This is a genomic window from Methylocystis sp. H4A (assembly GCF_015709545.1).
Lineage (GTDB): Bacteria > Pseudomonadota > Alphaproteobacteria > Rhizobiales > Beijerinckiaceae > Methylocystis > Methylocystis silviterrae.
The window spans coordinates 83489-97616 of sequence record NZ_JADNQY010000026.1 but is presented as its reverse complement, the minus strand read 5'-3'; the positions used below and the strand labels follow the sequence as shown (position 1 = coordinate 97616).

Here is a 14128-nt window from a genome sequence, read left to right as displayed (position 1 = left end):
GACCATGGCCATACAATCCCTTGCATCCTACGCAATGCCGGGCCCGGATTCCTTCCGAATAAACAAAGTCAATTGGAATTTTGCGCCCGAGCGCGCGGCGCTGCTGATCCACGACATGCAAGACTATTTCGTCGGCTTCTACGGCGAGGAAAGTCCACTCGTCGATCAGCTCATCTCAAATATTCGAAGGCTGCGCGCCTTTTTCAGGGCCAGCGGCGCGCCAGTGATCTACACTGCGCAGCCTATTGAACAGAGCGATGAAGATCGCGGCTTGCTGAATGATATGTGGGGACCCGGTCTGAACGCCCAACCGCACCGACGCAAAATCGTTGAGCCTCTATTGCCGGACGCAGGGGATATAGTGCTGACGAAGTGGCGTTATAGCGCGTTCAAGCGCTCGCGATTGGCCGAAATGATGAAGGAGATGGGCAGAGATCAACTGGCGATCTGCGGCGTCTACGGCCACATCGGTTGTCTGACGACGGCGCTCGACGCGTTCATGCATGACATCAAGCCTTTCATGATCGCCGACGCCATCGGCGATTTTTCGCTCGAGGATCATCTCATGACTCTGAACTATGTCGCCGGACGCTGCGGCATGGTGGTCGGCGTTGACGACATGATCGCCACCCGAAACGCAAGTTCGGCTCTATTGACCAGAGAAGACCTCAAGAAACAGCTCTTGCCGGCGCTCGATGTCGAGGAATCAGAATTCGACCCCAACGAAAACCTTATCGATTACGGCCTCGACTCGGTGCGAGTCATGATGCTGGTCACCGAATGGCGCAAGCTCGGCATAGATGTGGGTTTTGACGAGCTGGCGAAAAAGCCGACCTTGAATGGCTGGTGGGAGATCATCGATCGCCGGCTCGCCGCGGTCGTGTCCGCGTGACATCTCGGCGGTTACGAATGGATTTTACAGGAAAGCGGATCTGGGTCACGGGCGCCGGCCAGGGAATTGGCTATGCGACGGCCGGCCAGTTCGCGGCGCTCGGCGGCGACGTTGTCGGGCTGGACAAGACATTTGCGGCCTCGAGCTATCCTTTCGCGACCGTGCGCCTCGACGTCAGCGAGCGCGATCAGGTGCAAAAAACCTGCCGAGCCTTGTTCGAAGAATGTCCAAGACTGGATGTGCTGGTAAGCGCCGCGGGCGTGCTGCGACTCGGTTCGACGGAAGAGTTGAGCTTTGATGATTGGTCCGCGTGTATGAACGTCAACGCGTCCGGCCCTTTCCACCTGTTTCAGCAGACCATCCCGCAGTTCAAACGGCAGCGCTCGGGCGCGATCGTCAGCGTCGGCTCCAACGCTGCGCATACGCCGCGCATGCTGATGAGCGCCTATTGCGCCTCGAAGGCGGCGCTGACCAGTCTGACCCACTGCGTGGGCTTGGAGCTCGCGCCTTATGGCGTGAGGTGCAATCTCGTCTCCCCTGGCTCCACGGACACCGCCATGCAGCGGTCCATGTGGCGTTCGGCAGACGCAGAGAAGCAAGTGATCGCCGGAGACCTTGGGGCCTTCAAATTGGGAATTCCGCTGGGAAAAATCGCTGCCCCAGAGGAGATCGCAAGCGCCGTCGTGTTTCTTGCGTCGGATCTCGCCAGCCATATCACGCTTCAGGACCTTGTCGTGGACGGCGGCGCGACGCTTGCAGCTTAAAGGCTGACAGGCGCGCGCGGCCGGGCCTGCCGACATGCCCTCGCGGGCGTCCGCGCGGCCTTCATGCCGTCCGCTCCGACTCTCTCGCGGATCAGTTCGAGCCCGAATTCCGAGAGGCGGCGAACGCGCAGAAGACGCGGCGGTGCTTCGCGCTCGTAGGACCCGACTTCCGGTCGCGTCGAAGATCACCACTCTTTGCTGGGCGCAGAACCGACATCCGCCGCGCGGCGCCTCGGGCGTTGGTTTTTGGCGGGACCGCTTCGACAAGTTATAAATCACCAAGCGCGATCGCGACACTCAAGCTTCGGAGAGCCGGCCCCCGGCCGGAACGATGATCAAAATCAACTTCTTACTGCCCGCGATCGTAGCCTGCTTCGCCATCGCTCTGTCCACGCCCGCATGCGCGGAAACCAGCTCCCTTCCGGCAAAAAAGATGCAGGTTGTGGTGTTGGAAAGTCCTCCGTTCGTAATGAAGTCTGACCAGGGGTTTACTGGATTTGCGATCGACCTGTGGGAGGAGAGCGCCAAACGCATGGGCTTGGATTACGAATACCGGGAAGCTTCAACCCTCCAAGAGCTTCTCGATTCGGTAACCACAGGAAAATCCGACGTTGCGGTCACCGAGCTGACCATAAACGCCGAGCGGATGGAGCGAATGGATTTTTCCCAGCCCTGGTTCGATGCGGGCTTGCAGATGATGATTCATCAAGCGCCACCGACTGGTTTCTGGAGTTTCTTCGAGCAGCTTGAGGAGAATGGCCATCTTAGAGTGTATCTTTGGATGGGGCTCGGCGTGATCGTCGCTTCTTTTCTGCTTACGGCGCTGGATCGGCGCCTGGACCCCGAGTTTCCGACGGAGTGGAAACAGGGCTTTTCCGAGAGTTTTTATCACGTCCTCTCGGTTCTGACGTCGGGGAAAACAAATCACAAGCTGGTGTTCGGAAGTTACGGGACGATGATCGCAGGTATCTGGCTCGTCATGGGCGCGGGGGTTGTGGCTTACATAACGTCGTCGATCACCAGCGTCATGACCGTCAACTCTCTGGAACGGCGCATATGGGTCGCAGACAAAGACAGGATCGAGGATTTAACGGATCTCAAAGGCAAGATTGTTGGCACGCTCAGCGGGAGCGTCGCGAACATGTATGTCGCGAAGGCGGGACTGTCCGGCCGGGGATTCAGTACCCTTGGCAATCTCGTCAAGGCGCTAGCGGAAAATCGCGTGGATGCGATCGTCGGCGACCAGCCTTCCCTCGTTTATCTCTTACATCAGCGCCCCGATTTACCCGTGATTCCCGTGGGCAAGGTCATAAAACACGAGAAGTATGGGTTCGCCCTGAAGGCCGGGAGCCCAATCCGTCTGAAGCTCTCGAAACAGGTGATGCTCGCCTGGGAGACCGGCCTGATAGACCGTTTACGAAAAAAGTATTTTGGCGGCTGAGAGCGCACGAAACGCGTGGCGCAATTACGAATTAGGAGATAGCGTGTCGCCGATAGCTACAGGAGAAGTTATGGCACACTTTCGGATTTTGGTGACCGCGGCTACACTTGGTCTTGGTTTTGCTTTCGCGCCTACAGCATCGAACGCCATGCCGGCAGCCTCGGTGAATGCTGCGGTTCAGGCTCCGATCGAGAAAGTTTATGGGGGATGTGGCGTTTACGGACACCGTGGCCCATATGGCGGTTGCCGGGCTGGCGGGCAGGCTAGTGGATGGCGCTATCGCCGGTAAGTGATCTCTCTATCTTTAGCCGATGCAAAGCACCCCGAGGACTTAGCTCCTCCGGGTGACTCGCTTGAGACCTGGTTGGCGGTATTCAGACGGGCTCTCAAGAGTGAATTCTAAAGGAGCGCACAGGCTTGCTGGGCCGTTCGCTCTTTGGGTGTTTAGGAGTGGGCCTTGGGGCGCGACGGTCAGAAACCATCGTCGCCAGAGTTTGGAGCCGCGGCATTTGCGGCGCAAGTAGAACGGCGCCTATCGACGCGGAAGCAATGTCGGCGTATCGAGGGGGGTACGACCGCTTCGAGGAATTTCCGTGACATCAAATACAGATCAGCCGAATACGACCGAGCTCGCCGCCGAAATCGTGGCGGCCTTCGTCTCTCGCAATTCGCTTCCAGTATCGGAGCTTCCCGCTCTGATTTTGTCCGTGGATGCGACGTTGCGTCGCCTCGCGACGGGCGCGCCGGCGACGATAGCTTCGCCAGCAGAGCAGCCCACGCCTGCCGTCTCCATCCGCAAGTCGGTTACGGCGGACCATCTGATCTGTCTGGATGACGGGAAGCGGTTCAAATCGCTCAAGCGGCATCTTGCGACGCTGGGCATGACGCCGGAGGAGTATCGCGCCAAGTGGGGCTTGCCCGCCGACTATCCCATGGTCGCGGCGAATTATGCGGCGCGGCGCTCGGATCTGGCGAAGAGCATGGGGCTCGGTCAATCGCGCGACAAGGCTGCCCCTCCGGCAAAGCGCGGGCGCAAGCCGAAGGCGAGCGCTTAAATCGGTGGAGCGGGTGGTGATCTGAGACGCATTCCCCTCCCAAACGCTCATGATCGACCTTATCCACCGAGACTCCTATGAAACCGCTTCTTCCGTGCAGCGGCATTCAGCGCATGGGTCTTTGCACCACGCGTCGCGAATCAGCCTTTTGGCTGCTTTGATCGCGAGGGCAGGGTCACTTCGGTGTAAATCGAAGTTGATATGGACCCGTAGGAAATCGGCCCAGCGAAATTCGGCGAAAGGCGCATGATCTTTCGGGCATCCGCAGTCCCGGCGCAGGCGGGCTATGAGGCTCCGGAAGGGATCGTCCGCCAAGTCCTGAAGCGCGCGCGGCAACTCCGAAAGGGTCTGCGGCGCGCCGCTAGAGCAAATTAAGTCGCGTTTCCGAAGCGCCACGAAAAACTGATTTGCATCGAGGCTAGATAGATCTTCGATCTGACGCACTGAAACCAAGTCGACTCTCTCCTGAAGAAGCGCGAGAGCCATGTGATGTCCGTCAATCAGGAAATATTGCGCGTCAGGTCCGTATACAGCAGGAAAAGGGTGACCCGCGAGAAAACGGAGTTTTTCTCCAGCCGACAAGGCGCGCCACTTCAAGCGCTTGGCGCTGACCCCCTCATATCCGACCGCAATCTGGGTCGGTCGCAGCTGTGCAAGCTTGACTGAAACAGTTTTCACGGCCGCTTCCATGCTTGGCAACCGTTCTGACGCCGTCCTTGACGTGGCCACGCCCGCTCCGCGCTCACAAGGCGCTTGCTGGGCAGGGAAAGCGGTCTGGCCAACGCAAATCCACCGAAGAAAACGCCCAGACTGAGCGGGCGCGTTTTATCAGGAGTCCCGCTGATCCTGACGAGGAGCGCCGTCTGCTACAATGCGGTCATTCGACGCGCGTATGCGTATCAGCCTGGCGGTTTTCCTCGGCTTAGTATGAAGAGCCTTGGCGAAGCTTTGGAAAGGGCGGGACGACAGGGTCACTAACGAGGCGGCGGGTCGCCAGCGCCGACGCGCGAATCGGCCAGCTCAAAAGACGTCGGTGCCGAGCCGCTTCGAGAGTCTCGCATTCGAAGCGAGATTCGGCCACGGGAAGCTTTTGTCGCGCGAGCGTCGCTTGAGGAGCCGTTGTCATGATTCGCATCCGAGAAATTGACCATCTCGTGCTTCGCGTCGTGAACCTTGACGCAATGCTGAAGTTCTATTGCGATGTTCTGGGATGCACAATTGAGCGGCGACAAGAGGCGATTGGCCTAATACAGCTGAGAGCAGGCCGGTCGCTTCTCGATCTTGTGCCGGTCGATGGCGAACTCGGCAGCGCCGGAGGCGAGGCGCCGGGGAAGGGCGGGCGGAACCTAGATCACTTCTGTTTCCGTGTTGATCCCTTTGATGAGCCCGGCATCCGCAGACATCTTGAAGCCAACGGCATCGAAGCCGGCCCGACCCGTTTCCGTTACGGCGCCGAAGGCGACGGACCTTCTATCTATGTCACGGATCCCGAGCGAAATGTTGTCGAACTCAAGGGTCCCCAAGGGCGCTAACTGTTCGCGGACATATCGACGTGCATGGGGCGGCTTATGATTGCTGTGCCTGGCGCGGCGGAGGTCGAGCGTGATTTAATCCGCACGCGTACCGGCGGAGGGCGCGCCCGTGCTAAATTGCGCGGTCAGCATATGGGGCGACCGAGCGCGAGAGCCCACGGATTTAGCGGCCCCAGATCTGAAAATCACCACAAATCCATGCGGGGACAGTTATGCGTGATCACGGGTCTTGCATCGCCTCGAAGAGATCCGACAAGGCGGCGCGAAGCTTGTCCGACAAAGTCAGATCGAACTCGATCTCTTTCGCGTCATAAGGGACGGCTATTGGGCCCATCTCAATGAGTTTAGCTGACATGGTGATCAGGATTTCTCGAAGTTGTGCGTCTGCATGGGTTGCGCGCGGCGACGTATTGATCACCGCAACAGGCTTGCCGGGAAATTCGACGCTCCCGACGAGCCAATCGAGTGCGTTCTTTAAAGAGCCCGGAACGCCGTGCGCGTATTCTGGCGATGCGATCACGACGCCGTCGCTTTGACCAATACTCTTGCGTAGCGCGCGAACTTCGCAGGGAGGAGGTTGAGACGCCTCGGCGCGATCGAGATCCGGATTGAAATGCGGCAGGCTTGCAAGCCCGTCGTAGAGAACAAAGTCGACGAAAGGAGGCGCGAGCAAAGCCATCGCCCTTAAGGTCGCACTGTTTGAGGATGCAGTTCGTAAACTGCCGGAAATCCCCAATATTCGCATGGCTTCTTCAACCGCCGTCGACAAAAGATCGAGCTGTCACCGCCGCTCCTACCTCGAGCGGCGTCGGGTCCGACCAAAACCGCGATGAAAATTTGCGCGCATCGACACGGTAGGGGCGATCCCAAAGAAACCGCATCTCAGTCATTTCCCGCAATAGAGGGGAGCCCAGTCCAAGGACTCGAAGGGATGCTAGCGGCAAGGCAAAAATACGTGGTGCGCGATCGAGCGCCTGGGCGCCAAGAGTTAGGATTTCACGCGGCGTGCGCGTCGGCGCGCAGGGGAGGTGCCAAGCGTGGCCGTAAGCGTCGTCTGGCGCGTCGAGCAGTGTGACGACCCCACGCGCGACGTCGGGAACATAAGCAAAATCATGCTGCGCGTCTGGCGGCGCGAGCAAAACGGCGCGCTTCCTTTTGGCGATTGCGCCGAAGGCGTTCGCGCCCAAATGAGATAAGGTGACGCCGGGTCCATAAAAATCTGAGGCGCGTAGAGCCGTCGCCCGGATTCGTCCAGCTTCCGCCGCCGCCATCCAGATACGGGTCGCCTCGACGCGAACGGCCGGCTTCACGCCAAAAGGAACAAGGGGCATGTCCTCGCGCAAGGGCGCGTTTTGCGGACCATACATGTAAAGATTATCGACAAACACCATGCGGGCGCGCGTCGCCTCGCAGGCGCTAACAAAATTCGTCATCGCGCGCGGCCAGGCGACGCGCCAGACGTCGCCCTCATAGGGAAATCCGACTGCTACGACGATTTGCTGCGCACCCTCAGTTGTCCGACGAACAGCCTCAGCGTCCAGGACGTCGCAAGCGATGAAACGCGCGCCTTGAGGTAAATCAGGCGGCGCGTGGCGCTGCGCGACGCGAACGGAGACGCCTTGCGCGAGAAGCCGCCGCGTCGTCTCCCGTCCCACCGGCCCGAAGCCGAAGACCGTAACATCAGAACTCATCCGCCTCTGCTTCGAGTCTCGTTAAATTTGCGAACGGCCTCTCCAACCCTCATGCGGGCGAGGTCGCCTTCTGCGCATGAGCATATCGCGGCCCGTTGTATATAGAAAATGCATTGTTATGATAGTTACTATGCATAAAGTGCATTTAGCTGGCGTTGATCTCAATCTCTTGCCGCCGCTCGACGCCTTGCTGCGGCGGCGCAATGTCACGCGCGCCGCCGAGGACGTCGGGCTGAGCCAGCCGGCTATGAGTCGCGCGCTCGCGCGGTTGCGGGACCTTCTTGGGGACCCACTCCTCGTTCGCACGCGCGAAGGCTTCGCGTTGACTCCGAAGGCGCAAACGCTGGCGCCGCAGGTCGTCGCTGCGCTCGATGGTCTCAAGCCGGTATTTGCGCCGACGCCATTCGACCCCGCGAAAGAACGCCGAGTCTTGCGCGTCGCGGCGGCCGACGTTCAGTCGATTTTGCTCGGACCGCCAATCATGAGCCGTCTGTCGCGTGAGGCGCCGCTGGTCGATCTTCGCTTCGAACCCTATGGCAGCGACGTTCTTAGGCGAATGGAGAGCGGCGCGCTCGATCTCGCCTTCGCCTTGGCGACCACGCCTCTCCCGCCAGGGGCCGTGAGCGAGACGGTCGCCTGCGATGAGCTTGCGCTCATTCTGCGCCGAGGTCATCGGGCGGCTAAGCGCCGGTGGAAACTCGAAGATTACGGTCGCTTCGATCATGTCGGCGTCGCGCTGCTCGGCGATGGCGCGTCGGAGATCGACGCCATGCTCGCGGCGTCAGGCGTGTCCCGCCGCATGGCCTTCATCGCCCCCCATTTTACGACCGCGCTCGCTTGCGTCGCGGCGACGGATATGGTGACGACTCTCTCGGCCACATTTGCGCGCCGCTTCGCGGATCACTTCGGACTCGTTTTGCTTAAGCCTCCTTTCCAGAATATCTCACTGCCGATGACTCTTGTTTCCTCCCAGCTTCGGGCCATGGACCCTTTGGTAAAATGGTTCTGCGCGCTCGTGCGAGACGAGGCGAAGAAAGTTTATGAAGGAGAAATCCCCTCTCCTAAGCGGTGGAGAACGCTCCGTTAAACGGCCGGACCAACTCCGATTCGGTAACGCCAAGACTGTTTCGCCCCTGGCGGACGTCGTCTCCGGTCGCATCAAGATCGCGGCACGGGGAGACGATTTCGCTGCAGAGTTCATCTGCGGCGCATTCGCAATGCGCGCGCCGCCGCTCAATCGGCGCTTCCGGCGGCGAGCGCCCAGAGTCGTCAAGCACGGTCGCAGGCAAAGCCGATGCAAGGAATTTCATGCCGCTCGTCGCGATATCGCGCCGAACACGTCATCATGTCGTGGCGCGACAGCGGAGCCTGAGCGCCTGCCTTTCGATTTGACGGGCGATTTACTTGAACGGCTTCTCGACGCCTGGCGGCAATGCGACGTGGAAACCCTGGTTGATCGCCGAAAACATCTGATAAAAACCGGACAGGACGACGAGTTCGATAAACCCTTCGACGCCGAACGCCTTGATGGCTTCGTCCTGAACGTTCTGCGGAATATTTCGCCAGGACAATGTCGACGCCAGCACCTCAGTGACGAGATCATAGGGCGATGAAGCGACGGCGCCTAAGTCTTCGTCTCTTTCAAGGGCGCTGATCAGCGAGGATGGAACGCCCGCCGCTTCGGCGTGCTGAACATGATCAGCCCATTCGAAGGCGGCCCCGGTCCGACGCGCGACGAACAGCACGATAAACTGATACACCTCGCGGGGTAGGTGGCCCTGGAATTTTAAATAATAGCCGAGGTCCTCGATCTTTTCGCACAGCTGCGGATGGTTCATCAGCGCGGCGTAGGGACCGCCGAAGCCTGCGCCTTGCGCCTTCCGCCGTTCGACCATGCGGTCATAGCGCGCACGATCGGCCGGCGACAGCGTTGAAGGATCAAAAGGCAACTCAGCCATCGGCGCTTCCCCTTGTCACTCGTGGTAGGAATAGGCCGCAATGGCCTCGGCCCAGTCCTTCACCGGGGTCGAGAAGGCCTTGTCGGCTTTGACGTCGATGAGGCAGGGGCCCACGCCCTGCAATGCTCTCTCGAATGCGCCGGCAAGATCGCCCGGAGAGCGCACGGTTTCGGCGCGAGAGCCCAAGGCCTGCGCAAAACCCGCCCAGTCGTGATCCGGCAATCGCGTCAATTCGTCGGGCGTTGGACCGAGTCCATGCGCGCGCAACCAGACATTGCCAAGCGCGGCATTGTTGATGACGACGTAGATCACCGGCAGCTGGTAGCGCGCCGCGGTGGCGATTTCCGTGCCGCCCATGCGCATGCATCCATCGCCCGTGACGACCGCCACGCGGCGGCGCGGCTGTGCGCATTGCACGCCGATCGCAGCGCCGATCGCCCAGCCCATCGGCCCGAGATTTGTGGCGGATACGTAGGTTTTGGGTTCGTAAGCTTCCCAGTAATGGCCGGCGAAGGCGCGATGGGCGCCGGAATCCACCACCAGAACGCCGTCGCGCGGGAATGCCTTTCTCAGCTCGCTGATGACGCGCGCCGGATGAATCGGAGCCGCATCGCTCTCGCAGTTTTCTGGGTCCTGCAGGCGAGGTTGAGCGCGGATTTCGGACATCCAAGCCGCGCGTGCGGAGAGCGTCGGCTCGAGAGACGCGCGCAACCTATCGCTTTGATCGAGCAGATAGCCAAGATAGGCGCCGCAGCTGCCAACGATCCCGCCGTCCTGGACATGCGTGCCGATCGCGGAGGGCAGCAAGTTGACGCAGATCGTCTTATTGGGTTTCACTTGGAGCGCCCAATGCATCGTGTCGCGCTCGTTCAGTCCCGACCCCAAAATGATCAGCAGATCGAGCGAGGGGTCCATCAGCGCGGCGCGGGAATGGTGCGTGCCCGCATAGCCGAACACGCCGAGCGAAAGCGGATGGTCCTCCGGGAAGACGCCCTTTCCGCGCAGCGTCGTCGCGACGGGAATGCGCCAAGTCTCGGCGAATTCCTTCAGCGCATTGGCGGCTTTCGAGTGCTCGACGCCCGCGCCGGCCAGTATGGCGATTTTGACGGGCGGCTTGCCGCCAGAACCGCCATAAAAATGTTGCAACGACGACTCGGCGGCCGCCATCGACAGCGCGTTGTAATCGACCAAGGCCCGATCGATCGGCGTATGGCTGACGGAAATCTCTGCGGCCAGGCAGTCGCCAGGCAATGAGAGGTGCACGGGCGCAGCGGGACGGGTACGAAGCTGTAGCAGGGCGTGCTCAAATAGATGCGGCATATTCTTCGGATTGTCGATCGATGAGGAATAGCGCGTCAGCGGCTTCATGATCGCGACGTCGTCCAGCGTCTGGGGGCTTGCGTCCTGAAATACGCCCAAGCCCTCGAGGACCGTCGCCACTTCGCCGCTCATCAGAAGAAGCGGCGAGCCGTCGGACTGCGCGGTCGCCACGGCGGTGACGGTATTAGTAAGGCCGGGCCCGCCGATGCAAAGCGCGGCGCCGAAATTTCCGCTCGCGCGCGCGTAGCCGTCCGCCATATAGGCGGCGCCGCCTTCTTGCGCGGCGACGATCGGCGTCAGCGCTTCCTGTCGTCCGAAAGCCGGCAGAAAAGGATCGACGAGGCCGCCGGGCACCATGAACACATGGTCGAGTCCTTCGCGCGCCAGCGCTTCGAGGATGAAGTCGACCCCTAGGTGCATTCCAAGCTCCATTGACGCGTCAGGCGCGCATGAAAAAAGCGCATTCGCCAGCACTTCATATAGTCGAGCGCAAGCTTGAGGATCAATGGAGGATTTTGACCGCGATAGGCGTGGCGGGAGCAAGCGGCGTCTTGCGGCAAATCGCGAACTCGGCCGTCGCCGGAAGTGAATCCGTGCGACCGAGTTCCTATTTATGCTGTCGGCGCTGCTCCAAGGGCCGCGCCGACGCGCTTTTCATATCTTCGGCTAGATGACCAAGGATCTGATCGTTCCCGCCGCGGAGGGCCTCTACTGCCCTCCTGGAAAATTCCACATCGACCCCTGGCGCCCGGCGGCTCTGGCGGTGATTACGCATGGGCATTCTGATCACGCGCGATGGGGCAGCGGCGCCTATCTCTGTCACGAGGATTGCGCGCCGATCCTGCGCAGACGCCTCGGCGACGTTCGCATCGAGACGCTGCGTTATGGCGAGAGCCGAAACATCGGCGAGGTGCGGCTCTCGCTGCATCCCGCCGGCCATGTCATCGGCTCGGCGCAGGTGCGCATCGAGCGCGGGGGCGAGGTCTGGGTCGCCTCCGGCGACTACAAGCTCGAAGCGGACGGCGTCAGTGCGCCTTTTGAGCCCGTCCGGTGCGATGTCTTCATCACCGAATCGACCTTCGGTCTGCCGATCTATCGCTGGCGCCCGCAAGCCGAAGTGATGGGCGACATCAATTCATGGTGGGCGGAAAATGCGCGCGCGGGACGCGCCAGCGTCATGCAAGCCTACGGGCTCGGCAAAGCGCAGCGCCTGCTCAGACATCTTGACGCCAATATCGGCCCGATCGTCTGCCACGGCGAGCTCGAACCGCTCAATCAGATTCATCGCGATCTCGGCATCTCGCTGCCGCCGACGCTCAACGTCGGCGCGCTCGACAAGGCGGGGCTTTCGCGCTGCTTTGCGCTGGCGCCGCCCCACGCCGTGCAAAGCGGATGGATTCGACGCTTTGGCGATCATTCGGACGCCTTCGCCAGCGGATGGATGCGGCTGCGCGGCAATCGCCGACGCCGCGGCGTCGATCAAGGCTTCGCGCTTTCGGATCACGCCGACTGGCCGGGTCTGTTGCAGGCGATCGCCGGAACCGGCGCAGAGCGTATCCTTGTCACCCATGGAAGCGGGGAGGCGCTTTCGCGCTATCTGCGCGAAAAAGGATATGACGCGCGGCCGATGGCGACCGAATATGGCGACGAAGAGGGCGAGGCGGAGCCGAACGCCGAGGCCGACACAGACGGCGCATGAAGACCTTCGCCACGCTCTACCGGCGCATCGACGCCGCGACGTCGACGCAGCACAAGAGACAGGCGCTGGTCGACTATTTGCGCCTTGCGGTCGGCGATCCGGAGCAATATGCCAGCGCCGCCTGGACGGTCTATTTTCTCGCCGGCGGCAAGCCGCGCCAGATGATCTCGACCAAGCTCCTGCGCCAGCTCGCCTTGGAGGCGACGGATCTGCCCGAGTGGCTCCTTGACGAGTGCTATCACAGCGTCGGCGACCTCGCCGAGACTCTGGCGCTTTTGCTGCCGCCGCCGACCCGTGTGGAAGACGCGCCGCTCGACGTCTGGATGAACGCACGGCTACTGCCGTTGCGCGAGCGTGATGACGCAGCGCGGCTCGCGGCGCTGCGCGGCTGGGTGGACGCCATGCCCTCCGACGACCGCTTGCCGTTTTTCAAGCTCGTCACCGGCGAAATGCGCATCGGCGTCTCGAAGCTGCAAATGACCCAAGCGATCGCCCAGGCAACGGAGCTCGACGCCAAGCTCGTCGCGCAGCGGATGATGGGCTACACGCAGGCGAACTGGGCGCCTCAGGCGCAAGATTTCGTCGCGCTCGTTGCGCCAGCCGAAGCGGGCGAAGACGGGCGGCCTCTGCGCGGCCAGCCTTATCCGTTCTTTCTCGCGCACCCGCTTCAGGCGCCGCTTTCGGCTTTTCCAGAACTGCTCGGCCCAGTCGATGACTGGCTCGTTGAATGGAAATTCGATGGCATACGCGCGCAGTTCATTCGTCGCGCCGGAGAGTGGTGGCTGTGGTCTCGCGGCGAGGAGCTTGTCAGCGACAGCTTTCCGGAGCTTGCCGCTCTCGTCGATTTTCTGCCCGACGATATTGTCCTCGACGGCGAGCTTATCGTCGTCGCGCCCCGTTCGAACGCGCGTCCCGCCGTGGACGATCTCAGCGATCTGCGCCCCTTTTCTGAATTGCAGCAGCGTCTCGGACGCAAGCTTCTCACGCCAAAAATGCTGCGCGACAGGCCAGTGGCGCTGATCGCTTATGATCTGCTCGAGAAAGACGGCCACGATCTGCGCGAAAGGCCGCAGCGGGAACGCCGTGCGCTTCTCCAAGAGGTCGTGTCGCGCACACATTCCTGCGCGATGCAGGTCGGCGCCGATTTGCCCCTGCGGCTCAGCCCGGGGCTGACGCAAACCGATTGGGAGTCCTTTGCAAGACAGCGCGAGGAGGCCCGGGCGCGCGGCGCCGAAGGCATGATGCTGAAGGCGATGAACGCGCCTTATGGCGTCGGCCGCCAGAAGAGCGGCGCCAATCTCTGGTGGAAATGGAAGCTCGATCCGATGAGCGTCGACGCCGTGCTGATCTACGCCGCGCGGGGCCATGGGCGTCGTTCCGGCGTCTACAGCGACTACACTTTCGCGGTGTGGAGCGGCCCGCCGGAGCAGACGGACCGCACGCTGCTGCCCTTCGCCAAGGCCTATTCCGGGCTTTCGGACGAGGAGATGCGCAAGGTCGACGCGACGATCAGAAGGACCACGATAGAGAATTTCGGGCCGGTGCGCAGCGTGCGCCCGACGATGGTTTTCGAGCTCGGCTTCGAGGGAATCGGTTCAAGCAACCGCCACAAAAGCGGTCTCGCGGTTCGGTTTCCCCGCATGTTGCGCTGGCGACAGGACAAGCCCGTGGAGGACGCCGACACGATCGAGGCGCTACACGCGCTATTGCCCGGCGGCGGCGCATGAGTGGACGACGCGCCAAACAGTCCGCCGTGAAGACCTTACTCACGGAGCG

The 14128-nt window shown here is 61.4% G+C and carries 13 protein-coding genes; 8 read left to right on the top strand and 5 right to left on the bottom strand.

All coding sequences use genetic code 11. The annotated features are described in order from the left end of the window. Positions 1–4: 4 nt before the first annotated feature. From IYW40_RS13530 to IYW40_RS13515, 4 genes are all read left to right on the top strand, one after another. Complete coding sequence (locus IYW40_RS13530) at positions 5–892, top strand: isochorismatase family protein (RefSeq protein ID WP_196400894.1); 888 nt, start codon at positions 5–7, stop codon at positions 890–892. 17 nt (positions 893–909) lie between these two features. Beyond that, positions 910–1656, top strand: coding sequence for a 2,3-dihydro-2,3-dihydroxybenzoate dehydrogenase (gene dhbA / locus IYW40_RS13525; protein ID WP_196400893.1), 747 nt, complete (start codon positions 910–912; stop codon positions 1654–1656). A 331-nt stretch (positions 1657–1987) separates the two neighbouring features. Further along, positions 1988–3097: a transporter substrate-binding domain-containing protein gene (locus tag IYW40_RS13520; RefSeq protein WP_196400892.1), complete on the top strand. Its 1110-nt coding sequence runs from the start codon at positions 1988–1990 to the stop codon at positions 3095–3097. A 593-nt stretch (positions 3098–3690) separates the two neighbouring features. Further along, entirely contained in the window at positions 3691–4152 is a 462-nt protein-coding gene (locus IYW40_RS13515) for a MucR family transcriptional regulator (protein WP_196400891.1), read from the top strand. Positions 4153–4227: 75 nt separating this feature from the next. Here the strand turns inward: IYW40_RS13515 and IYW40_RS13510 are convergent, their stop codons facing one another. Beyond that, positions 4228–4830 (bottom strand): ParB-like protein, encoded by a 603-nt coding sequence (locus tag IYW40_RS13510; protein WP_348644278.1) that lies wholly within the window; start codon positions 4828–4830, stop codon positions 4228–4230. 446 nt (positions 4831–5276) lie between these two features. On the opposite strand from IYW40_RS13510, the gene IYW40_RS13505 reads away from it, so the two are divergent. Beyond that, a complete protein-coding gene (locus tag IYW40_RS13505) occupies positions 5277–5684 on the top strand; it encodes a VOC family protein (protein ID WP_196400889.1) in 408 nt (135 codons plus the stop codon). 220 nt (positions 5685–5904) lie between these two features. Here the strand turns inward: IYW40_RS13505 and IYW40_RS13500 are convergent, their stop codons facing one another. Together IYW40_RS13500 and IYW40_RS13495 are read right to left on the bottom strand one after the other, a co-directional pair. Beyond that, on the bottom strand, positions 5905–6429 hold the full coding sequence (locus tag IYW40_RS13500) for an NADPH-dependent FMN reductase (RefSeq protein ID WP_196400888.1): 525 nt from the start codon (positions 6427–6429) through the stop codon (positions 5905–5907). A gap of 7 nt (positions 6430–6436) precedes the next feature. Then, entirely contained in the window at positions 6437–7375 is a 939-nt protein-coding gene (locus IYW40_RS13495) for an NAD-dependent epimerase/dehydratase family protein (RefSeq protein ID WP_196400887.1), read from the bottom strand. A gap of 130 nt (positions 7376–7505) precedes the next feature. Between IYW40_RS13495 and IYW40_RS13490 the strand changes: the two genes are divergently transcribed. Next, positions 7506–8462, top strand: coding sequence for a LysR family transcriptional regulator (locus IYW40_RS13490; RefSeq protein ID WP_196400886.1), 957 nt, complete (start codon positions 7506–7508; stop codon positions 8460–8462). A 313-nt stretch (positions 8463–8775) separates the two neighbouring features. On the opposite strand, the gene IYW40_RS13485 is transcribed toward IYW40_RS13490, so the two are convergent. Together IYW40_RS13485 and IYW40_RS13480 are read right to left on the bottom strand one after the other, a co-directional pair. Continuing rightward, a complete protein-coding gene (locus IYW40_RS13485; protein WP_196400885.1) occupies positions 8776–9333 on the bottom strand; it encodes a carboxymuconolactone decarboxylase in 558 nt (185 codons plus the stop codon). A gap of 15 nt (positions 9334–9348) precedes the next feature. Next, a complete protein-coding gene (locus IYW40_RS13480) occupies positions 9349–11073 on the bottom strand; it encodes a thiamine pyrophosphate-binding protein (protein WP_246720791.1) in 1725 nt (574 codons plus the stop codon). Positions 11074–11323: 250 nt separating this feature from the next. Here IYW40_RS13480 and IYW40_RS13475 point away from each other — a divergent pair, with 250 nt between their 5' ends. Together IYW40_RS13475 and IYW40_RS13470 are read left to right on the top strand one after the other, a co-directional pair. Beyond that, a complete protein-coding gene (locus IYW40_RS13475; RefSeq protein WP_196400883.1) occupies positions 11324–12352 on the top strand; it encodes a ligase-associated DNA damage response exonuclease in 1029 nt (342 codons plus the stop codon). Further along, positions 12349–14079, top strand: a complete 1731-nt coding sequence (locus tag IYW40_RS13470; protein WP_196400882.1) for an ATP-dependent DNA ligase — start codon at positions 12349–12351, stop codon at positions 14077–14079. Before IYW40_RS13475 ends, IYW40_RS13470 begins: the two co-directional genes overlap by 4 nt. Positions 14080–14128 lie beyond the last annotated feature (49 nt).

What these genes read in the sequence shown, in the direction of transcription:
- IYW40_RS13530 (WP_196400894.1), top strand. Translation starts at nt 5, where the DNA reads ATGGCCATACAATCCCTTGCATCCTACGCAATGCCGGGCCCGGATTCC.
- dhbA (WP_196400893.1), top strand. Translation starts at nt 910, where the DNA reads ATGGATTTTACAGGAAAGCGGATCTGGGTCACGGGCGCCGGCCAGGGA.
- IYW40_RS13520 (WP_196400892.1), top strand. Translation starts at nt 1,988, where the DNA reads ATGATCAAAATCAACTTCTTACTGCCCGCGATCGTAGCCTGCTTCGCC.
- IYW40_RS13505 (WP_196400889.1), top strand. Translation starts at nt 5,277, where the DNA reads ATGATTCGCATCCGAGAAATTGACCATCTCGTGCTTCGCGTCGTGAAC.
- IYW40_RS13500 (WP_196400888.1), bottom strand. Translation starts at nt 6,429, where the DNA reads ATGCGAATATTGGGGATTTCCGGCAGTTTACGAACTGCATCCTCAAAC.
- IYW40_RS13495 (WP_196400887.1), bottom strand. Translation starts at nt 7,375, where the DNA reads ATGAGTTCTGATGTTACGGTCTTCGGCTTCGGGCCGGTGGGACGGGAG.
- IYW40_RS13490 (WP_196400886.1), top strand. Translation starts at nt 7,506, where the DNA reads ATGCATAAAGTGCATTTAGCTGGCGTTGATCTCAATCTCTTGCCGCCG.
- IYW40_RS13485 (WP_196400885.1), bottom strand. Translation starts at nt 9,333, where the DNA reads ATGGCTGAGTTGCCTTTTGATCCTTCAACGCTGTCGCCGGCCGATCGT.
- IYW40_RS13480 (WP_246720791.1), bottom strand. Translation starts at nt 11,073, where the DNA reads ATGCACCTAGGGGTCGACTTCATCCTCGAAGCGCTGGCGCGCGAAGGA.
- IYW40_RS13475 (WP_196400883.1), top strand. Translation starts at nt 11,324, where the DNA reads ATGACCAAGGATCTGATCGTTCCCGCCGCGGAGGGCCTCTACTGCCCT.
- IYW40_RS13470 (WP_196400882.1), top strand. Translation starts at nt 12,349, where the DNA reads ATGAAGACCTTCGCCACGCTCTACCGGCGCATCGACGCCGCGACGTCG.